Origin of the sequence: Mycobacterium persicum, assembly GCF_002086675.1 — a bacterium.
In the GTDB taxonomy this organism is placed as follows: domain Bacteria; phylum Actinomycetota; class Actinomycetes; order Mycobacteriales; family Mycobacteriaceae; genus Mycobacterium; species Mycobacterium persicum.
This window is the reverse complement of sequence record NZ_MVIF01000101.1, coordinates 1-20410: the sequence shown is the minus strand read 5'-3', so window position 1 is coordinate 20410 and position 20410 is coordinate 1. Positions and strand designations below refer to the sequence as shown.

Below are 20410 nucleotides of genomic sequence, written 5' to 3'. Positions count from 1 at the left end.
CGGCAAGGGCGGGCCTAGTCCTACCGGCGTCGGCGGCGCCGGGGGCAACGGAGGGTCCGCAACGCTGGTCGGTTCCGGCGGGATGGGCGGCGAAGGCGGATCCACCTCCAAAGGCAGCGGGGGGTCCGCCGGTAATGGCGGCGACGGCGGCCGATTGTTCGGCTTCGGCGGCGACGGTGGTGAAGGAGGGCATAGCGCGACGGGCACCAGCGCCGGGAACGGCGGGTCCGGCGGCAACGCCTACGGGTTCGGCTCCGCCGGTAGCGGCGGCCCCGGCGGGGTCGCCGGGGCTGGTCTCGGCGGGGCCGGCGGAGCCGGCGGCAGCGCGTACGGGTTTGGCGACGGCGGCCACGGCGGGACCGGCGGGTTCAGCGGCGGCGCCGGTGACAACGGCGGCAAAGGCGGGGCCGGCGGCAACGCGGGACATTTCTTCGGATCGGGCGGCGCCGGCGGCGGCGGCGGAAACGGGTTGAGCGGCAACGGCGGGGCAGGCGGCACCGGTGGCAATGCCGGCCTGATCGGCGACGGCGGTAACGGTGGCGACGGCGGTGCCGGCTACGTCAGCGGCGGAAACGGCGGTAACGGCGGCAACGCCTCGATGATCGGCAACGGTGGTAACGGCGGTAACGGCGGGACGGGACATTCGCCCGGCGCTGGCGGGACCGGCGGTGCGGGTGGGAAGCTGATCGGGCAGCCCGGCTTCGATGGGGTAGCGCCCGCGCGACAACCACTTCCGTTGGTCAGTGACGTGTCCTGACGTCGTCGCGACGGCGGCATGCTACTTCTCGAATTTGGCTCGGCCGCAATGCCTCTGGGCGCCGTTCCGATCCGGGCCTATCCGATCCCGGTCCGCGGTATCACGCTGGGCCGCGACTGCACCGGATTTCCGCCCGCCCCACCGCGGCCCATCATGCCGCCGGGCATCCCGGTGCCGGCACCGCCCATGCCCATCGGCATCGGCATCATCGGCATCCCGGTGGGCCGCGCCGCCCCGGTCAGCTCCGCCGGATTGGGCATGCCTGCAGCACCCAAGCCCGATAACGGCGAACTAGCCATCCGCGTCGGTGTCGAGCCCTGCCACGTCGGCGGAACCGACATCGTCCCCACCATCCGGGCCTTACCCAGACCCGCCGACATCGGCGAACCCAGCCCGCCACCGCCAAACGGCTTGGTCCCAGGATGAGCCGCACCCACGAACTTCGGCTCGGCTGCCGCCGCTCCGCCCGCCGTGGCACCGGCCAACCCCGCGGCCGGAGTGCGCGCCGCATTGGTCAGCACGCTCATCAACGGCGAAATCGCCATGCTCACCGGATACATGAACGACGACAACGGCACCGACTGCAGCATCGCGAGGGCGGACGGAGCCGCCGACACGATTCCCTGCACCGGTGTGGCTATCGCGGCGCCCGCCGACGACACTATCGCGCTGACACCCGAGGCGGCCTGCGATGCCAGCCCGGCCAACCCCGCCATCGTCAGCGGCGGCAGGCTGAACGGCGTCAGCGTCGACGCCACCGACGCCGCTCCGGCGTGATACCCCACCATCGCGGCTACGTCCTGAGCCCACATCTCGAGGTAGTCGCTCTCAGCGGCCGCGATCGCGGGGGTGTTCTGCCCCAAGAAGTTTGTCGCCACCAACGACAGCAACGACACCCGATTGGCGGTCACCGCCGCCGGATGCACCGTGGCCGACAACGCCGCCTCGAAAACGGTCGCCGCCGCCCGCGCCTGAACGGCGGCCGACTCGGCCTCCCCCGCGGCGCCACTCAACCACCCCACGTACGGCGTCGCCGCCGCCGCCATCGACACCGAAGCCGGACCCGACCACGGCCCGCCCGCCAACCCGCTGACCACCGAATCAAACGACGCCGCCGACGCCCGCAGATCCGCAGCCAGGCTCTCCCAGGCCGAGGCCGCCGTATACAGCGGACCCGATCCCGCACCGGCGAAAATCCGTGCCGAGTTGATCTCCGGAGGCAACCACACAAACTCAGGAATCATGCCAACCCCAAACCGCCGGCCGTATTAACAGCTCGGACATCCGCTCCTGCCGACTACCTCCACGACGACATTCATCTGCAGCAACAGTCACCTCGTGCGACTATTTGCGCCACGGCCGAATGCTAAGGCGGTGCGACGCAGAAAATCCGGGCTTTCGCACCAAACCTTCCTGTCAATATGCTCAAAGCCGCCTGTCAATCAGCTATCAAAGGCCGGCGGTTTGGCCACATCGGCCGGGCGGGCGGGTCGGCGCGCAGCCCCCTCCCGGCGGATTTGCGTCGCGTGCCCCGTCGCAACGGGTGTGCCTTCGCCGGAGCCGCCCGATGCTAATCCGCGGCAGCCGGAACGCCCGTTTTAGAATCGCCCTGTCAACCACTATTCAGCAGGGCGTCGACCGGTCTACGGTCTGATAGTCTTTAGCAACAAAGATTTGGTTCGGCGGGAGGGCGAGTGCTTATGTCTGCCAAACCGCTGTCCTGCGGACGTGCGTCCCGGTAGCTATGGCAAAAGCCAACGCCTTGGCAAAAGGCCGCCAGCCGGTGGATCACCGCGACGAATCCGTCGCCGACGATTCCGGGACGCGCCGGGCCGAGATTCTGCAGACCGCGGCGTCGTTGATCGCGTCGTCGGGATTGCGAACGTCGCTGCAGGAAATCGCCGACGCGGCAGGCATTCTGCCGGGCAGCCTCTACCACCATTTTGAGTCCAAAGAAGCGATCCTGATCGAACTGATCCGCCGCTATCAAAACGATCTGAACCGCATCGGCCTCACCGCGCAGCAGCAGTTGGACGAGCCGGACTCGCGGCCGGTGGCCGAGAAGATCACCGAGTTGGGCTCGGCGATCGCCAACTGCGCCGTGGCGCACCAAGCAGCGCTTCAGATGTCGTTCTACGAGGGACCAAGCGCGGATCCCGAACTGATGAAGCTCACCCAACAGCGGCCGGCGGCGCTGCACGAGGCGATGCTGCAGACCCTGCGCGCCGCCAGGTGGAGCGGCTACATCAAACCGGAAATGGATCTGCCGATATTGGCCGACCGCATCTGCCAGACGATGCTGCAGGTGGGGCTCGACGTCATCCGTCACCACGCCTCAGCCGACCAGGTCGCCCGGCTGATGTGCCGAATCATCCTGCAGGGATTGGCAACCCGCCCTCCGGACGATCCGGAGCTGGACGGATCGAGCGCCTTGGCGGCCGCCAACGACGCCATCGCGACATGGACCGACGACCGGGACGCCGACCCCGGCGACAAAGCTGCCCGGGTGCGGGCGGTCGCCCGAACCGAGTTCGGGCGCAGAGGATATGAAGTCACCACCATCAGGGACATCGCGGCTGCGACCGGCCTGGGAACCGGCACGGTCTATCGGGTGATCGGATCCAAGGACGAACTGCTGGCGTCGATCATGCGGTCCTTCGGCCAGAAGGTCGAGGCAGGCTGGGTCAGCGTACTGCGCTCGGATGCGACGCCGATCGAAAAGCTGGACGCGCTGAGCTGGATCAATATCAATGCGCTGGATCAGTTTTCCGATGAATTCCGGATTCAGCTCGCCTGGATGCGGCAGTCGCCGCCCAATACCCCCAACCCGGGGTGGCTGTATGCCACCCGGCTGCGTCAGCTGAAATCACTTCTCTCCGGAGGCTTTCGCTCGGACGAGATCCAGATCGAGACCCCGTCCCTGGCGATGCTGGCACGATCGGTCATCGCCCTGCAGTGGATACCGGAGAACATCCTTCGCGCTGTCGGCCCGCGTGCCGCGCTGATTCATGCCCGTGACACGGTGTTGCGCGGCGCCGCGGTGCGTGGCGAGGGGTATTGAACCAAAAATATGTTCTCCCTAGAGTGGGGCAGGTAAACGGCGAGTACGTAGGGCCCGCGGGGAAGGGATCTCCATGACTGTTCTGGATCGGTTGCGCTACGACGGCAAGCTGGCGTTGGTGGTCGGCGGCGCGACGGGTATGGGCGCCGCGGCGGCCAGGGCGGCGACCGAACTCGGCGCCGACGTCACCGTGATGGACTACGCGCCGGTGAACTTTGACGTCGCCCAGTCGCTGCAGGTCGACTTGCGAGACCCCGCGTCCATCGACGCCGCGATCGGGCAGCTCGGTGGACCGGTGCATGCGGTGTTCTCCGCAGCCGGGGTGGCCGAAGGTCCGGACCTGATGAAGATCAACTTCATCGGCCACCGCCATCTGATCCAGCGGCTGCTGGACCACGACCAGCTGCCGTCCGGCTCGGCGATCTGTTTCATCTCCTCGGTGGCAGGCATGGGATGGGAAAACGACCTGCCCCGGCTGCAGGAGTTCCTGGCCACGCCCGACTACGCAGCGGCCCAGGACTGGGTTGCCGCGCACGAGGCCGAGGGCATCATCCACTACGGCTTCAGCAAGAAGGCGATCAACGCCTACGTGGCGATGCAGGCCTATCCCCTGCTGAAGAAGGGAATCCGGATCAACGCCATTTGTCCGGGGCCCACCGACACGCCGTTGGCCCAGGCCAACGCGGACCTGTGGCTCAGCTACGCGCAGGACTACCGCGACGAGACCGGAGCCAAGGTGCACACCCCCGAGCAGATGGGCGACGTGATGGCGTTCCTCAACAGCGCGGCCGCCTTCGGGATCAGCGGCATCACGTTGCTGGTGGACTACGGGCACACGATGGCGTCGCTCACCGGAGCCTACCCGCCGGGCAAACCGATCCTCGATCTGATCATGGGCCGCGTGCCGATGCCCTAGCGGCTCGCGGCAGGGTTGCCGGCTGACGTAACCTGGACCACGCAGCTGGTCTGCCGTCATCGCATCCCGCGGCGTCGGCACCGAGCGAGGCATGTTAGCGATGCCTGGCGAGAGGGAATCCGGTGAGAGTCCGGAACTGTCCCGCAGCGGTATGCAGGAACGACCGCCGTCAATAGCACTGGTCGCACGACTGGGAAGCGACGGCCATTAGGAGCACCACCACCGGTGCGCGCCTGCGAGTCCGAAGACCTGCCAGCCGTGCCGGGCGCGCCGCGTCCGGCGGGTCGTCGCCTCGTGGAGTGGGCGTTTGGCCGTACCGGTTGCGGTGTTGCGCCGCAACCGGATTCGGCTGTACGTCCGTGGGCGGTGACCAACCCGTCGAGTTAAGGACACGCCGTGACCGCAGGTAATTTTCAGAAGTTCACCGCCACCATCACCGGCTCCCCCCGCATCGGCCCGCGCCGTGAGCTCAAGCGAGCGACCGAGGGGTACTGGGCCGGACGCACCAGCCGATCCGAGTTGGAGTCCGTCGCCGCCGCCTTGCGCCGTGGCACCTGGACCGATCTGGCCGCCGCCGGCCTGGACTCGGTGCCGATCAACACCTTCTCCTATTACGACCAGATGCTCGACACCGCGGTGCTGCTCGGTGCGCTGCCGGCCCGGGTGAGCGCGATCCCCGACGAACTGGACCGCTACTTCGCCGCCGCACGAGGCAATGCCGACGTCGCGCCGCTGGAGATGACCAAGTGGTTCGATACCAACTACCACTACCTGGTGCCGGAGATCGGGCCGTCGACCCGGTTCACGCTGAACCCGGCCAAGGTGGTCTCCGAGCTGAAAGAGGCTCAGCAGCTTGGTATTCCGGCGCGTCCGGTGATCATCGGCCCGGTCACCTTCCTGCTGCTGAGCAAGGCCGTCGACGGTGCCGGCCCGCCAATCGACCGACTGCAGGAGTTGGTTCCGGTCTACTCCGAACTGCTGTCGCTGCTGGCCGGCGAGGGCGCCCAGTGGGTACAACTCGACGAGCCCGCGCTGGTGACCGACATCTGTCCCGACGCGCCGGCGCTGGCCGAGCGGATGTACACCGCGCTGGGGTCGCTGAGTGATCGGCCGGCCATCCACGTCGCAACCTATTTCGGCGATCCCGGCGCCGCGCTGCCGGCGCTGGCCCGCACGCCGGTGGAAGCCATCGGGGTGGACCTGGTGGCCGGCGCGCGCACCGCGGTCGCCGGGGTGCCCGAGCTGGCCGGCAAGACGCTGGTGGCCGGCATCGTCGACGGGCGCAACGTCTGGCGCACCGACCTGGAAGCGGCACTGAGCCGGCTGGCGACCCTGCTGGGTTCGGCGGCCACGGTTGCGGTCTCGACGTCATGCTCCACCATGCACGTGCCATACTCGCTGGCTTCCGAAACCGACCTGGACGACAACCTGCGCGACTGGCTGGCGTTCGGCGCGGAAAAGGTGGGCGAAGTCGTCGTGCTCGCGCGGGCACTGCGCGACGGACGCGACGCGGTCGCCGAGCAGATCGCGGCTTCCAACGCGGCGGTGGCGTCGCGGAAGCGGGACCCGCGCCTGCACAACGGACAGGTCCGGGCCCGCATCGACTCGATCGTCGCCTCGGGGGCCCGCCGGGGCGAGGCGCCCGCCCGTCGCGTCAGCCAGGAAGCACGTCTGCAGCTGCCGGTGCTGCCCACCACGACGATCGGCTCCTACCCGCAGACCTCGGAGATCCGCAAGGCGCGACAGGCGTTACGGGCGGGCGAGATCGACCAGGGCGAATACGTGCGCCGGATGAAAGCCGAGATCGCCGACGTCATCACCCTGCAGGAGCAGCTCGGGCTGGATGTGTTGGTGCACGGTGAGCCGGAGCGCAACGACATGGTGCAGTACTTCGCCGAGCAGCTGGAGGGTTTCTTCGCCACCCAGAACGGCTGGGTGCAGTCCTACGGCAGCCGCTGCGTGCGCCCGCCGATCCTCTACGGCGACGTGTCGCGGCCGCGCCCGATGACGGTCGACTGGATCACCTACGCGCAGTCTCTGACCGACAAGCCGGTCAAGGGCATGCTGACCGGTCCGGTGACGATCTTGGCGTGGTCGTTCGTGCGCGACGACCAGCCGCTGGCCGACACCGCCAACCAGGTGGCGCTGGCGATCCGGGACGAGACCGTGGACCTGCAGGCCGCCGGCATCGCGGTCATCCAGGTCGACGAGCCCGCGCTACGAGAACTGCTGCCGCTGCGCCGTGTCGAGCAGGACGAGTATTTGCGTTGGGCGGTAGCCGCTTTCCGGTTGGCGACCTCAGGTGTGGCCGACTCGACCCAGATCCACACCCATCTGTGCTATTCGGAATTCGGCGAAATCATCGGCGCGATTGCCGATTTGGATGCCGATGTGACGTCGATCGAAGCGGCGCGCTCACATATGGAGGTGCTCGACGACCTGAATGCGGCCGGCTTCGGCAACAGTGTGGGCCCGGGCGTCTACGACATTCATTCGCCGCGGGTGCCGAGCACCCGCGAGATCGCCGAGTCGTTGCGTGCGGCGCTGAAAGCGGTTCCGGCGCAGCGGCTCTGGGTCAATCCCGATTGCGGCCTGAAGACCCGCAACGCCGCTGAGGTGGCCGCGTCGCTGCGCAACATGGTGGCCGCGGCGCAGGAAGTGCGCGCAGAGGCCTAGCGTTTCTCGCCAGCGTGACGTCACTGCGAGTTTCGGCACGAAATCTCGCAGTGGCGTCACGCTCGGCGCCACCTATTCGGACAGCACCTGGACCGGCAGGTCGTCGGCCCAGGGCTGTCGGGTCACCATGTCGGCGACCCGCACGTAGCCGTGTTCGAACTCGCCGGTCGCCGCATCCACCAGCCGGTAGGCCTGTGTCTGCTTGTGGATGGGTTGCGCGTCGAGCAGGACGATCCGCACCTCGCCCGGCTCGAAGTGGCAGCGGTGCTGCATCGCGGCGATCAGTTGCTCGTTGTGCATATGGCCGTCGCCGAAATTCCAGCCGATCGCGGTGCTGCAGATCCGCTCGCCGTCGGTGATGACGTAGTCGTCTTCGTTCTGCCCGGCCATGGCCCGGTGCGCCAGGGTGAACAGCGCCCTGCCGTGAGTGTTCATGGCGCGGAACGCATATCCGAGATACATCGGGATTTGCGCCTTGTCCTTGCCGTAGAAGCGCTCCAGCTGCGCGGCCGGCATGCTGGCAATCGCGACGATGCCCTTGCCGATCTTCTCGCTTGCCGACGGCTTGATGCACCACAGCGTGGTGTCCCAGTTGCCGGCGTAGTAGCGCATGCCGGGCAGAAACGAGATCTTGCGCGGGAACAGATTGCCCAGAACGACGGTGCCGGCCACCACCGCGAACAGAATCGCAACCGGCACAGGGTTTTTCACATCGCTCAGGCCGAGACCCGCGTGGCCGACGAACAGTGACAGCACGCCGAAGATCATGAACACATTCCACTCCAGCGGCACCCCCATCGGGATCGCGGTCAGGATGCCCAGGTGAAAGCACACCATCACGAACGCTGCTACCGCGGTCGGCCAGCCACCGTGCGCGAAGAACAGCACCACCGGCACGGCCATCTCGATGAAGGTGCTGACGTGGGCGATCATCCGGGACAAACGTCCGGGCCGCAGGTCGTCGGGGAACTTCTCGAAAAACATCCGCTTGATGAACCGCGGCCGAATCAGCGGGTTGTTGGACATCATGGTGGAGATCACGAACGGGAAGTGCTTGTTCAGCTTCGACGTCGCCGCCCCGATCCAGATCACCAGAAACACCAGTTTGGCGGCGACGATCAGGTCGGCACCGCTGAATAGGAACGCCACGGTCAGCGAACCGTAGACCTCGCCGCGGGCGGCCAGAAAGATCACCTTGTCGCGCAATCCGGCGACGGCCAGGATCGCCAGGATCGTCCAGATCTGCCACACCGGTAACAACCCGACCTTGGTGCCCAACTCCGGGACGGCGCCGGTGCCGTCTGAGAACAACGCCCACAGCGTCATCACCAACAGCGCCGCATACAGCAGCACATCCACCGGAGCCCGCGTCGTGCCATTGGTCAGCGGGACCCTGCCGGGCCACGGAGGCAGCCGAATGGTGTTGGGCCGCAACCAGTACAGGATCGACCCCAGCGGCGGGAAGAACCGATTGTTCAATGGTCCGAAGCCGCAACCCAATCCGATCACCTCGAACAGCATCGTGTAGAGCACGACCTTCTCGAAGACTATCGGCTCCGCGTACCACGACCCGACGTCGGTGAACCCGTCGATCCCTGTCGTGCTGAGCACTACCAGCCAGGCGCCCACGATGTAGAGGCCGATCTTGACGACGTAGAACAGGTGCAGCGCCACCGGTGTGCCGAAGCCGACTTCGGCCCAGTGGCGGGCCATCGGGCGGATCTTCTCGCTGCGGGTGCCCTTGCTCCACTCGGGGATGTCGACCTGAGGCAGTTCGGGTTTGAGGAATCCCATGGTGTCTCAGATTAGAACGTGTTCTAGCCGCGTGGGTTCATCTTCGCGGCCAATTCTTTACCGGTCCCCGCGGGCGCGGATAGCGTGGAGTTCTGCCGTGCTGAGGAGGCTTTCAGATGAGCAGATGGCGGTTTGTCGCATTGACCATAGTGACGGTGTTCTCGCCGATCGCGGTCGCCGGGGGCGGCATCGCCGCGGCCCAGGCGCCGTCTCCGGGTGATTCCTGTGCGGTGCTGCACGCGACCACCCAGGACGCCAACGGCCGGACGATGTGGTGCAACCCCACCATGACCGGCGATCACAGCCTGGTGTGGCAATACGGCGGACCGGGTTAGCGGCCGGCGACATCGCAGCCGACGTGAGTCAGAAAGTGGCGTTGGTCACCTAACGGGTCGAACCACCGGGCCCGCGCCTGCCTGTGGCGGCCCACGGCCTTCTAGCCCAGCGACTCGAGCCGTGCTCGACGACACCGTTCGGCGGCGCCGCTGCGGGTAGGCCATCTTGTCGATACCGATCCTGGGCGATGACCAATTGCGCAGTCCCGCACGTACTCACCGGCCGCAGCGGCGCTACACCGATAACGGGTGAGCTGAGTCTCGGCGTGCGACCGCCCGAATCGCGGTGGTGTCGTCGATTGCCGCGCCCGAGGACCGGCACGGCCTGTGGCCGCGATGCGATGTGTCGAATTTCGACGAGTCCGGTTCCAGTTCGGTTGGCCGAGATGGGCATTGCGCCCCTAATATGCCGTGACCGGCGCTGGCACCGTCCCGGCCGCGCCGCACCGATCGGAGAAACGACATTGGATTTCGCGGTACTACCTCCCGAGATCAACTCTGCCCGGATTTACGCCGGTCCCGGCTCGGGACCGCTGCTGGCCGCCGCAACGGCCTGGGACGGGCTGGCCGCCGAGCTGCACTCGGTAGCGAGCTCCTATGAGTCGGTGATCGGGGGGTTGGCCTGCGGTCCCTGGGTTGGCCCGTCGTCGGCGTCGATGGCCGCCGCGGCCGCCGAGTTTGTGACGTGGACCAGAGCTACCGCCGCGGGAGCCGAGCAGGCAGCCGGCCAGGCCGTGGCCGCGGCCGCCGCATTCGAGACGGCGTTTGCGCAAACGGTGCCTCCGCCGGTGGTCGCGGCCAACCGCATGCTGCTGACGGCGCTGATCGCGACCAATCTTTTCGGGCAAAACGCCCCGGCCATCGCGGTCGCCGAGGCACAGTACGCCGATATGTGGGTCCAAGATGCCGCGGCGATGTACGGCTATGCGGGTTCGTCGGCGTCGGCGACCAGGTTGACCCCATTCACCCCGCCGCCGCCCAACACCGAGACCACCGGGTTATCGGTCCAAGCCGCCGCGGTGGCCCGGTCCACTGGGGCCTCGGCCGGCAACGCCCGGCACAACGCGTCGAGCACCAGTCGATCCTTGTCCGCGGTGCCCAATACGCTGTCAAGCCTCGCGAGCCCGGCGGCGGCCATTCCCTCACTGACGCCCCTAGAGTGGCTGGACCTGCTGGCGGACCTCAGTGGGCTGTTAGTCGACCCGGAAATAGGGGCCGCGGGACTTGGTTTCGACTCAATTGTCGGGATTACCGGACTTCCCTACGACATTGTCGGCTATCAGATTGGTGTCCACACGGATGACATCGTCAGTGGTTGGGCCGGAATCGAGTCCTTTCCGGGGACCGCGCCAGTGACGTCGGCACCCATCACCGATCTGGGCGGGTCGGCGGTTTCGGCGGTTCTGGGCGACGCGAACTCGATCGCCGGGCTGTCGGTGCCGCCGACCTGGACAGCGGCCGCGCCCGAGATCCGCTCTCTGGCAGTCGCATTGCCCGCCACCAGCCTCGGTGCGGCCGCAGAAGCCGGTGGCGCCGGAAGCCTGTTCAGCCAAATGGCCTTGGCCGGCATGGCCGGGCGAGCAATGGCGTGTGCGGGCAATGGGAGCAGGCGTGAGCGGGTCGGCGCGGTCAAGCGAGATCCGATATCACCGGCCAGCTCAGCAACCGGGCCAATCACGAGTATCGCGGCGGAGCTGCGTGAGCTAGCGTCCCTGCGCGATTCCGGAATCCTCACCGAGGATGAATTCATCGAGCAGAAACAACGGCTGCTGCCGCATTGATCCGAGCCAGACCTTTTCGGGGCCTGTTGTTCGAGTCGTTGCATCCGCCCGGATTCGGCCGCCGAAAGGCCGCAATCGGTGTAGTTTGCTGGCCAACGCACATCAACCGAGGAGCAAATCGTGGCGGATGTCGATTTCTGCGTGGTGGGTGCCGGCTTCGCGGGTTTGACTGCGGCGCTGCGGTTACACCGAGCCGGTCATTCGGTGGTGTTGCTGGAAGCCCGTGACCGGGCCGGCGGTCGTACCTACACCGTGACCCGCGACGACGGGGTATGGATCGATCGCGGCGTGGCATGGATCGGACCCGGCCAGGACCGCATCTACGCCCTGATGGCGGAATTCGGGGTACCCGAATACAAGCAGTACAACGACGGCGAGGCCATGATGGTCGTCGGCGGCAAAAAGCATCGCTACGGCGGCACCATCCCGTGGACGATGAGCCCGTGGGCGGTCACCAACCTTGGCCTTGGTTTGGCCGCGGTAGAGAAGATGTGCAAATCGATCCCCCGCGAAGCCCCGTGGGAGGCAAAGCGCGCCGCCGAATGGGACCGCATCAGCTTGGGGCAATGGCTCGACAAGAACACCGTGTCCAAACCCGCCCGCGACATGCTGGACATGGCATTGGCCGGACCCTACACCTCCGCGGCATCGGAGACGTCGTTGCTGTGGGTACTGCTGCAGATGGCCTCCGGGGGTGGTCCCACCTTCGTCATTTCGGGTAAGGGCGGCGCGCAGGACGCCCGCCCGGTTGGCGGGATGGGTGCCATCTACGGCCCGATGGTCGCCGAACTTGGTGATGCGGTGCACTTTTCACGACCGGTGCGGCTCATCGCGCAGGACGGCGATGGCGTGACGATCCGCTCGGACGACCTAACGGTGCGCGCGCGGCGAGCGATCGTGGCGATCCCGCTGGCAATCGCCAACACGATCGACTACGAGCCGACGCTTCCGGTGGACCGGGCGCTGCTGCATCATCGGATGCCCAGCGGCGCCGTCTACAAGATCTCAATCGTCTACGACGAGCCGTTCTGGCGTGCCGATGGTTTGTCCGGCCAGTCCGCCGCGCCCGGTTCTACGGTCACCTTGACCATCGACGCCTGTACGGACAGGGCGGTGCCGGGGATCATGTGCGTGATCACCGAAGGACCTGCCGCGCGCCGGCTGGCGCGGCTCGGCGAGGCCGAGCGCAGGGCGGTGGTCATCGGCGAACTCGCCGACCGGTTCGGCGCCAAGGCGCGTGCGCCGCGCGAATTCCACGAGCAGGACTGGATTTTGGATCGCTACTCCGGCGGCGGAATGATCAGTCACGCGCCGACCGGTGTGCTGACCCAATTCGGCTACACCCTGCGTCCGCCGTGCGGGCGCATCCACTGGGCCGGAACCGAGAGCTCGGCCACCATGTGCGGCTGGGTTGACGGCGCAATCCGCTCCGGGGAGCGCGCCGCGTCGGAGGTGCTGGCGGCCTGAATCGCTTTCGCGGCAACGCAATTCGACCCGGCCGCAAGGAGTCCGACTGCTTTTCTCGGTGGGCGGGCGCGGGGCTGTAGGTTCGGCCCGACCGGAGCCGACGGCGGAGTCGGTTTGGGCCATGTTGGAACCGGCGGCTTGCACCTTTTGGTCGTGGGGCGTTGGCCTGTTCGTAGATCACCTGGAAGTCGCGGCCCAACGCAGTGATGAACTCCTGGCAGGCCACCGACCCGACCCCGCCCCAGAAGTCGTCGGCGGCCAACACATCCCGCACGATCGCCTGATGCTCGGCCTTCAACACGCCAACTGCGCCCGAATCAACGCACCTGAGCATCCGGCGGCAAAGGCGGGCAGTTGTTCGGACTTGACGGCAATAACGGGCGGCAGTAGCCGCCGGGCGTGCGACCCGGCAGCCTAGCTGCGGTCGCCTACCGGCGACGAACTCGCCGCTGCCGGAATCATCACACCACCGGCAGCAGCCGCTCGGCAGCCACCGATAGCCGCTGCCGGCCGAGCGCCGGCCAGGCCTGGACCGCGCAGAACGGTGCGCACTGATCCTGTGACGACCGCGTGCCGACATGCACGCAGCACTGCACCAGCCGCTCTTCGATCATCGTCGACATATCCATGAACGGTTTGACGGTGATACGCAGCACCCGCTCCCCCAGCAGCCGCCGCAGCTGGCGCCGTCGCCCGGGCAGCGCGCTGGAGGCCAGGGTCAGCAGGGTTGCCATGCCCAGGTCGCAATTCTGGCAGATCAGACGCCACACGTCGGACATCTGCGGGTGCGACAACGACGACTGTTCCGACAGCAACGCCAGCAGCGATTCACGCACCGCCAGCCGCAACTCGCGGGGAATATCCCTGTCGGCGATACGGTTTGCGACCAGGCCCAGCTTGTCTTTGAGGTTGTCGTGACCGATCAAGGCCACCAGTGAGCGCCACCGCCCGCCGTCGTCGCGCAGCAGGTACCCCACCGAACAACAATGCGGGTGTGAGCACGGTAGCGCGGTCAGATCCCGCCACGTGACCAGATCGTCGGTCTGTGGCCCCAGCCTCCTGAGCACACCGGTGTGCGTGAGCCGATTGTCGGCGTCGATGAATCCCGAACGCCCCGAACCGAACTGGGGTTGAATGCAGACCCCGCCCACATAGGGTGTTTGTAGGGCAAGCCGAACCACGTCGCCGATCTCGTGGTCGTTGACGCCCAGAGTGGCCGTCATCACCAAGGTGGTGAAGATCTCCCGTTCCGACAGCCGGCGCAACGCGTCTTGCTTGATCCGACGAAGATCCCCGCCTCGATGGTATCGATGTGCGGCCTGCGAGAGCCCGTCGTATTGCAGGTACACCTCGGCGCGCTCGCGGTGCTCGGTGAGCACGTCGAGTAATCCGTCGTCCTGGGCTACTCGGATTCCGTTGGTGTTGAGCAATATTCGCGTGATAGGCCGCGCACTCAGTTCGGCCAACAACTCCGGTAATTGCGGATGCAGGCTGGGTTCGCCGCCGCTGAGCATCAGCACATCGAGGCGCCCGTTCTCGCGCTCGAGACGCTGGTCGACGTTGGCCAGCACGTCGCCGATCGCCACGACATGACGTAGGTCCGGCGATGAATCGGCAAAGCAGGTCGGGCAGCGCAGGTTGCACGTCTCGGCGATGTCCTCCAGCAGGATGCAGGTGTGCTGGGTCTGCATCTGCGGCAGACCACGCAGATACGCCGACGGAATCGGGTCGAAGTTGACCGGCGTATCGGGGACGTGAGCCTTTGTCGGAGCCGTCCATTCTTCAAGGTAGGAAAGGATTTCCGGATCTTCGTCGTAGAGGGTTCGGACCAGGCCGTGGGAGCGGCAGCCGCGCTCCAGCCAGACCAGCCCGTCGCGCACGGCCAGCCAGCCGCTAAGCCGGGCGACATCACTCAACGGACGATCCGGTTCCTGGTCGTGACAGCGCGGGCAGAACGCGTTGACGTAGCGATGAATGCTGTCGCCCCGCAATCCCATGCCGGTCATCCGGCAGATCCGTACAGCGTCGGATTCAAGCCCGTGCAGAAGCCGACCGTGACGATCGACGTGATCGCCCAACCGATCATCAACCCCATCCCAATTCCCCTCGCCCAAGGGTTTCGCAGCACCACCAGTACGCCACCGCCGCCAAAGGCGATCAGCCCCAGGACAATAGCTCCCGTCACCAGAGCGGCATGGGACGAGACGGCTTGGGCAAGGCCCGCAACCACCATGAATCCGACCACCAGATTGATTCCGAAATAAAGGAATACACCGACCACGACCGCCCCGAAGATCTCCCCACCGGACCTGCCGGGTGGCGGAGGCCAGCCGGGGTAGGGCTGGTTCGGGTCGTAGGGATGGCCCGGCGGAGGCCAACCCGGTGGTGGGTTTGTCATGCTGGCAGTGCCTGCCTGTGCAGCAGTGGCTCATAGTGGCCACGCCGGTACCCGTAGCCTAGCCGTACGGCGATGAGAACAACCGAGGGCAGCAAAAACCATTGGGGCCGTGTCAAACCCAGCCACACGGTTTCGTTGGCCCGGACGAACTCGACGAAGAACCGGAACACCGCATAACCCGCGACGTAGAGGACGAACAGCTCACCGGGTTGGGTGAGCTTATTGCGCAGCCATAGCAGAACGGCGAACGCGGCCAGCTGAAAACCGATCTCGTAAAGGAACGACGGATGCATCGCGGCGCCAATGAGGCAACCCGGGCATTTCGGCGTGGCGGCAGGGGCGTGCACACCCCACGGCAGGCCGGTCGGCCGGCCGGGAGCTTCGGTGAGGTGACAGCCGACGCGACCGACAGCCATTCCCAATGCGACCGCCGGGGCGAACAGATCGCCGGTTTTGCCGCGGAAGCCGCCGATCCGCTTGGCGATCAGCACGCCGACGTAGGCGCCCACGAGGCCACCCAGGATGCTGCGCGACCCAAATTCCCAGGCCTGCAACAAGGTCGGGTTGAGCCGGACATCGATATGTTCCGCCCACCCGGACAGCCGCATGCCGATTGCCCCGCCGACCAGAGCTCCTGTCACCGCCACCAGCGATTGGTCATTCACCGCACCGCGGCGGCGGGCTTCGGCGAAAAAAACTACCGTGGCCACCAGCACACCCAGCCCGACGAACACGCCGTGTACCGGCAGCGTCAGCGGTCCTACCCGCCAGTGCGGAACCACCCGGACAGCCTATATTGATCCGGCATCGAACGGACTCGTCGCGCCGAGGACAGCGTTACGTTGACCGCGGCACCCGCCTCCGGCGGCTCGGGCGCGCCCGGCATGCCGGGCGGTAACGGTGGGCCGGCGGGATTGTTCGGGATCGGCGGTGCCGGCGGGACCGGCGGCTCAGCGGCGGCGGTTGGCAGGCTGTTCGCCACCGGTGGCGCCGGCGGCCAGCTGCTCGGCCAGCACGGCAACAACGGCCGGTGATAGTCGGCGGACCCGCCCGGTCGCGTGCCCGATATGCGCTACCCGGTTTGTTGGACCGGCGGCCGGTAGAAGATCAGCAACTGCCCGCTGGCGCCGGCGAGGCCGAGTCCGAGTGAGATCAGCAGGCCGGGCCACCCGTCGAACCAGTTCTTTCCGAAGATCACCCAGTCCAGGCTGAGCTTTCCCGCGCCAAGGGTGGCGATGACGATGGCGCTGACCGCCAGCACCAGGTTGTATTCCCAGCCCTCCTTGACGATGAAGAAGCCGTTGGGCCGGTGCACGGTCCATGCCGCGACCAGCATGAGCGACACGAAACCCGCGGCCGGGATGGGAGTGAGCAGACCCGCGGCCAACCCCAGTCCGGCGGCCGTCTCGGTGCTGGCGGCCACCGTCGCGTGAAACTTCCCGGGCTTCATGCCGATGCTCTCGAACCAGCGTGCGGTGCCCGGTATCCGGCCGCCACCGAAGAACTTGTTCAAGCCGTGCGCGGCCAGTGTCAGGCCCAGCACCAGCCGCAGGATCAGCAACCCGGCGTCATACGGAGTCATACCGTCAAAATTAGATCATCCGGCCCCGCTCCCGACAGCTGCGGCGAGCCGCCGGTTCCGGTGATCGGTGTGGAAACATTGCGGACGTTCCGACGTTAGCCCGCAACCGCTTCAGGCTTGCCCGACCACGAGGGGGTGCATCAATGGCTGGTATCCCACGAGGCGGTGATCCCCTCGAAGATCCCCTCGAAGGCATCCGGAAAGACCCGGTGGTCTTGCTGGATGGACAAACGGATCATTCCCGCGAGGTTCTGGGAAACAAGGGCCACGGCATCGACGTGATGCGCCGCCACTCGCTGCCGGTACCGCCCGCGTTCTGCATCACCACCGAAGTGGGCGTACGGTACCTGGCCGACCCCGGGCCGACCATGGACGCGATTTGGGACGACGTGCTGCAGCGGATGCGCTGGCTGGAGGCGGAGACCGCGCGCACATTCGGCCGCGGGCCGTGTCCGTTGCTGGTCAGCGTGCGCTCGGGGGCCACCCAGTCGATGCCCGGGATGATGGACACGATCCTGGACCTGGGCCTCAACGACGCCGTCGAGCAGGCCCTGGCCGCGGCCGGCACCGCTGATTTCGCCGCTGACACCCGCCGGCGGTTCATCCGCATGTATCGGCGAGTGACGGGCCGCGACCCCGCCGAGGATCCATACGAGCAGTTGCGCGCCGGCGTCGGGGCCGTCTTCGCTTCCTGGAATTCTCCGCGGGCCAAGGCCTACCGCGAGCACTACGGCCGAGACGACCAGGGTGGTACCGCGGTGGTCGTGCAGGCCATGGTGTTCGGCAACCAGACGGCCGACTCGGGCGCCGGGGTGCTCTCCTCCCGCAACCCCATCACCGGCGCCAACGAACCGTTCGGCGACTGGCTGCCCGGCGGTCAGGGCGACGACGTGGTCTCGGGAGTGGTGGACGTCGAGCCGATTGCGGCCCTGCGCGACCGGCTACCGGCTGCCTTTGACGAGCTGATCGCGGCCGCCCGATGTCTGGAGCGACTGACCTCAGACGTCCCGGAAATCGAGTTCACCGTCGAAAACGGCAAGCTCTGGCTGTTGCAGACACGGTCTGCCGAGCGGTCGGCGCAGGCCGCGGTGCGGCTGGCTCTGCAACTGCGACACGAAGGTCTCATCGACGACGCCCAGACACTGCGCCGAATAGCCCCCACGCATGTGGAAGCCCTGTTGCGGCCGGCTCTGCAGCCCGAAACACGTTTGGCCGCAACACTTTTAGCCAAGGGCCTGCCCGCCTGTCCGGGCGTGGCCACCGGAATCGCCTACACTGACGTGGATGCGGCGCTGGACGCTGCCGACCGGGGCGAGCCGGTCATCCTGGTCCGCGACCACACCAGGCCCGAAGACGTGCTGGGCATGCTGGCCGCGCAGGGCATTGTCACCGAGGTCGGCGGCGCGGCCAGCCACGCGGCCGTCGTCAGCCGCGAGCTCGGCCGGGTTGCCGTGGTCGGCTGCGGCCACGGCGTAGCCGCGAGCCTGGACGGCAAGCAGATCACCGTCGACGGACATCAGGGCGAGGTGCGCGCCGGGAGCCTGCCGCTGTCCGCGTGGTCCGAGAACGACACCCCGGAGCTGCGGGAACTCACCGGCATCGCGTTGCGCATCAGCCCGCTACGCGCACACGCCACCGGCGACTACCCCAGGCTCGAGGATCATTCCGAGGCCGCCGCACGGGCTGCGATGACCGCCGGACATACCGATGTGGTGTCGGACGCGCCACTGATCACCATGTTGCATGCGCTCCGGGCATCGACTGCTTGACACCGGTTTCGTCAAAATATTTGCGCGCACCCGCAAGAGTTTCCGACTTATCCGACCTTTCCCCACTGGGCAACACGCTCCGCCCAAGCCGTCGCCACTGCGCAGCGCACTTGTCCGCGGCGCCGCACCTGAACTGACCCGGCGTCGACGCAGGACACCCCCGGAGGTTTGGGCCCGCGTAACCAACTTTCGGGCGTGGGCAGCGAGGTTCCTGGGGCCGGGCCTGGGATGGCGGGTGGACAGGGTCTGGTCGTGGGGTCAGGCGGCGCGGGGCTGGGCGGTCGGGTAGCTGATGACGTTGTCCCACAGTTGTTTCCATCCGGTTCGCCGGGGCCAGTAAGCAGGTAAGTGCAGCATCGGTTTGCGGGCGGGGGCGGCGAAGCGGGCGGGCACGTTGACCAAGTCGCGGCGCATGGTGGCACCACGGGCCACGGTGTGGTGACCGCCGGCGAGGGTGCCCGCGGCGCGCAACAGGTTATGTGCGATCACCGCGCAGGCCAACCAGGCACAGTTCGCTGCAAAAAGCCCTGAAGGTGCATGAGCCAGTGGGCCGTCGATCAGATCAGCGAAGGTGGTCTCGATGATGGCGTGGCGGCGGTGGGTGATGTCGGCCTCGGCGGTGGGCAACTCGGAGTTGGTCACGAACGGGTGATAACGCCACACCGGAAACAACGCACCGGGGTAGCGGGCGTCTTTGACGCGGCGCACCACCAGCCGCACGGTCAGCGTGCGGCCGCGGCCCAGGTGCACGGTGTAGGGCGTTTCGGCGACCTGGGCATCAGAGATCAACTCGCCAGTGTCGGGGTCGCTCACCGCGCCCGGATAGTGCACGGGAGTGTAGGCGGCCTCGTCGATGGCCTCGATCGCGGCGGTGATGCGCTTGTTGCGGCTTACCGACAGGGAGAACTGGGTGCCCTCGGCCACGCAGGTGCTCATCATTTTCTTGGTGCCAAACGCCGAGTCGCCGCGCACCAGGATGTTGGCGGCTCGACAGTCGCGGGCGGTGTGGATGGCCTGCTTGATTTGGGAGGCGGCCGCGCGCCCGGAGGCGGCCTTGCCGCTGCGGAGCCGCGCTTCGGCGATGACGGGTGCAGCCTGGGCGGTGGAGATGGTGGTTATCTGCGGCGACAGGCCCAAACGCAGCAGCGCGCGGCTGGCGATTTTGGCGTGCCCGAACGAGGCACCTTGCTTGTGGTGCCCATAGACCGGGCGCAGCAGCGAGTCGATGTCCACATACACGAGCTCTTCTGCCCCCGGCAGTAGCGGCGCCCGGGCTGCCAGCGCCGCCAGATGTTCGCGGGCTACCGCGGCGAGTTGGTTGGCGTGCCCGAAGGTGAACTCGCGCAGGAAGATGCCCAATGTCGAGGGCGCATATACCTCGTCGAACACCCGCGGTGTGCCGCCGGCGCGCAGTACGTCCGCGTCGTCGATGCTGTCGGCACCGCACATCATCGCGGCGATGATCGAGGTCAGCTTGCCGACCGGGTTGACCGCCCCGGACTTCACCCGGGTTGAGAGCAGGTCCACGTGCTTGTCGATCAACCGCGAAAGACCAGTCTGCCCAGCCAGTTCCAGCACTGGAACCAACCCGGCCGACGACAGCAGATTCTGCTCGTCAAATACTGCCGACGCGACGGTGAACGTATAGGATGAGTGCACCGAAAATGCCTTCCCGAACTCTGGACAACATCGACGTAGACACTCGTATTGTCCCAGCTCAGAAGGCATTTTCGTTGTTCACACGCCGATCAAATCACCGGCCCATCCACGGATCCAGGCTAAGCCTCCAGCGAGTCGGCCGGGCTCGATCGGCTGGTACGCCCGGCAGCCCACCGCCCAGGCCATCTCCGCCGATCTGCGTGTCCAGGTGACCC

The 20410-nt window shown here is 67.0% G+C and carries 15 protein-coding genes, 2 pseudogenes and 1 riboswitch; of the genes and pseudogenes, 9 read left to right on the top strand and 8 right to left on the bottom strand.

Features of this window, described 5'->3' with window-relative positions; genetic code table 11:
• Positions 1 to 757: pseudogene (locus tag BST40_RS30260) on the top strand (PE family protein); the annotation flags it as partial.
• 77 nt (positions 758 to 834) lie between these two features.
• On the opposite strand, the gene BST40_RS23035 reads toward BST40_RS30260, so the two are convergent.
• On the bottom strand, positions 835 to 2001 hold the full coding sequence (locus BST40_RS23035; RefSeq protein ID WP_083155799.1) for a PPE family protein: 1167 nt from the start codon (positions 1999 to 2001) through the stop codon (positions 835 to 837).
• A gap of 500 nt (positions 2002 to 2501) precedes the next feature.
• Here BST40_RS23035 and BST40_RS23030 point away from each other — a divergent pair, with 500 nt between their 5' ends.
• From BST40_RS23030 to metE, 3 genes are all read left to right on the top strand, one after another.
• The gene (locus BST40_RS23030) at positions 2502 to 3818 is read left to right on the top strand and encodes a TetR/AcrR family transcriptional regulator (RefSeq protein WP_083155797.1); all 1317 of its coding nucleotides are present in this window, start codon (positions 2502 to 2504) and stop codon (positions 3816 to 3818) included.
• 73 nt (positions 3819 to 3891) lie between these two features.
• Positions 3892 to 4734: an SDR family oxidoreductase gene (locus BST40_RS23025; RefSeq protein ID WP_075547352.1), complete on the top strand. Its 843-nt coding sequence runs from the start codon at positions 3892 to 3894 to the stop codon at positions 4732 to 4734.
• A 58-nt stretch (positions 4735 to 4792) separates the two neighbouring features.
• Positions 4793 to 5005, top strand: a riboswitch (cobalamin riboswitch).
• A gap of 125 nt (positions 5006 to 5130) precedes the next feature.
• Positions 5131 to 7410 (top strand): 5-methyltetrahydropteroyltriglutamate--homocysteine S-methyltransferase, encoded by a 2280-nt coding sequence (gene metE / locus BST40_RS23020; RefSeq protein WP_075547351.1) that lies wholly within the window; start codon positions 5131 to 5133, stop codon positions 7408 to 7410.
• A 72-nt stretch (positions 7411 to 7482) separates the two neighbouring features.
• Here metE and BST40_RS23015 read toward each other — a convergent pair whose 3' ends face one another.
• Positions 7483 to 9204, bottom strand: coding sequence for a DUF3556 domain-containing protein (locus BST40_RS23015; protein ID WP_075547350.1), 1722 nt, complete (start codon positions 9202 to 9204; stop codon positions 7483 to 7485).
• Positions 9205 to 9320: 116 nt separating this feature from the next.
• Here BST40_RS23015 and BST40_RS23010 point away from each other — a divergent pair, with 116 nt between their 5' ends.
• The 3 genes from BST40_RS23010 to BST40_RS23000 all read left to right on the top strand — a co-directional run bounded on the left by BST40_RS23010 (position 9321) and on the right by BST40_RS23000 (position 12787).
• A complete protein-coding gene (locus tag BST40_RS23010; RefSeq protein WP_075547349.1) occupies positions 9321 to 9539 on the top strand; it encodes a hypothetical protein in 219 nt (72 codons plus the stop codon).
• A gap of 464 nt (positions 9540 to 10003) precedes the next feature.
• Positions 10004 to 11320 carry a PPE family protein, SVP subgroup gene (locus BST40_RS23005; RefSeq protein ID WP_075547392.1) on the top strand — a complete coding sequence of 439 codons (1317 nt, stop codon included), beginning with the start codon at positions 10004 to 10006 and terminating at the stop codon, positions 11318 to 11320.
• A gap of 120 nt (positions 11321 to 11440) precedes the next feature.
• The gene (locus tag BST40_RS23000) at positions 11441 to 12787 is read left to right on the top strand and encodes a flavin monoamine oxidase family protein (RefSeq protein WP_083155795.1); all 1347 of its coding nucleotides are present in this window, start codon (positions 11441 to 11443) and stop codon (positions 12785 to 12787) included.
• A gap of 84 nt (positions 12788 to 12871) precedes the next feature.
• On the opposite strand, the pseudogene BST40_RS22995 reads toward BST40_RS23000, so the two are convergent.
• The 4 genes and pseudogenes from BST40_RS22995 to BST40_RS22980 form a co-directional block, all read right to left on the bottom strand.
• Positions 12872 to 13141 (bottom strand): annotated as a pseudogene (locus BST40_RS22995) (WXG100 family type VII secretion target); the annotation flags it as partial.
• 107 nt (positions 13142 to 13248) lie between these two features.
• A complete protein-coding gene (locus tag BST40_RS22990; RefSeq protein ID WP_075547391.1) occupies positions 13249 to 14784 on the bottom strand; it encodes a radical SAM protein in 1536 nt (511 codons plus the stop codon).
• A 5-nt stretch (positions 14785 to 14789) separates the two neighbouring features.
• Entirely contained in the window at positions 14790 to 15185 is a 396-nt protein-coding gene (locus BST40_RS31965) for a hypothetical protein (protein WP_075547347.1), read from the bottom strand.
• A complete protein-coding gene (locus BST40_RS22980) occupies positions 15182 to 15967 on the bottom strand; it encodes a prolipoprotein diacylglyceryl transferase (protein WP_075547346.1) in 786 nt (261 codons plus the stop codon). Before BST40_RS22980 ends, BST40_RS31965 begins: the two co-directional genes overlap by 4 nt.
• 60 nt (positions 15968 to 16027) lie before the next feature.
• Here BST40_RS22980 and BST40_RS32625 point away from each other — a divergent pair, with 60 nt between their 5' ends.
• Positions 16028 to 16219, top strand: coding sequence for a hypothetical protein (locus tag BST40_RS32625; RefSeq protein ID WP_075547345.1), 192 nt, complete (start codon positions 16028 to 16030; stop codon positions 16217 to 16219).
• Between the two features lie 38 nt (positions 16220 to 16257).
• Here the strand turns inward: BST40_RS32625 and BST40_RS22970 are convergent, their stop codons facing one another.
• The gene (locus BST40_RS22970) at positions 16258 to 16767 is read right to left on the bottom strand and encodes a DoxX family protein (protein ID WP_083155793.1); all 510 of its coding nucleotides are present in this window, start codon (positions 16765 to 16767) and stop codon (positions 16258 to 16260) included.
• 209 nt (positions 16768 to 16976) lie between these two features.
• Between BST40_RS22970 and BST40_RS22965 the strand changes: the two genes are divergently transcribed.
• The gene (locus BST40_RS22965; protein WP_075547390.1) at positions 16977 to 18536 is read left to right on the top strand and encodes a pyruvate, phosphate dikinase; all 1560 of its coding nucleotides are present in this window, start codon (positions 16977 to 16979) and stop codon (positions 18534 to 18536) included.
• A gap of 258 nt (positions 18537 to 18794) precedes the next feature.
• Here BST40_RS22965 and BST40_RS22960 read toward each other — a convergent pair whose 3' ends face one another.
• Positions 18795 to 20195 (bottom strand): IS1380 family transposase, encoded by a 1401-nt coding sequence (locus BST40_RS22960; protein WP_083155791.1) that lies wholly within the window; start codon positions 20193 to 20195, stop codon positions 18795 to 18797.
• Between the last annotated feature and the right edge of the window lie 215 nt (positions 20196 to 20410).

What these genes read in the sequence shown, in the direction of transcription:
- BST40_RS23030 (WP_083155797.1), top strand. Translation starts at nt 2,502, where the DNA reads ATGGCAAAAGCCAACGCCTTGGCAAAAGGCCGCCAGCCGGTGGATCAC.
- BST40_RS23025 (WP_075547352.1), top strand. Translation starts at nt 3,892, where the DNA reads ATGACTGTTCTGGATCGGTTGCGCTACGACGGCAAGCTGGCGTTGGTG.
- BST40_RS23010 (WP_075547349.1), top strand. Translation starts at nt 9,321, where the DNA reads ATGAGCAGATGGCGGTTTGTCGCATTGACCATAGTGACGGTGTTCTCG.
- BST40_RS22970 (WP_083155793.1), bottom strand. Translation starts at nt 16,767, where the DNA reads ATGACTCCGTATGACGCCGGGTTGCTGATCCTGCGGCTGGTGCTGGGC.
- BST40_RS31965 (WP_075547347.1), bottom strand. Translation starts at nt 15,185, where the DNA reads ATGACAAACCCACCACCGGGTTGGCCTCCGCCGGGCCATCCCTACGAC.
- BST40_RS23015 (WP_075547350.1), bottom strand. Translation starts at nt 9,204, where the DNA reads ATGGGATTCCTCAAACCCGAACTGCCTCAGGTCGACATCCCCGAGTGG.
- BST40_RS22990 (WP_075547391.1), bottom strand. Translation starts at nt 14,784, where the DNA reads ATGGGATTGCGGGGCGACAGCATTCATCGCTACGTCAACGCGTTCTGC.
- BST40_RS23035 (WP_083155799.1), bottom strand. Translation starts at nt 2,001, where the DNA reads ATGATTCCTGAGTTTGTGTGGTTGCCTCCGGAGATCAACTCGGCACGG.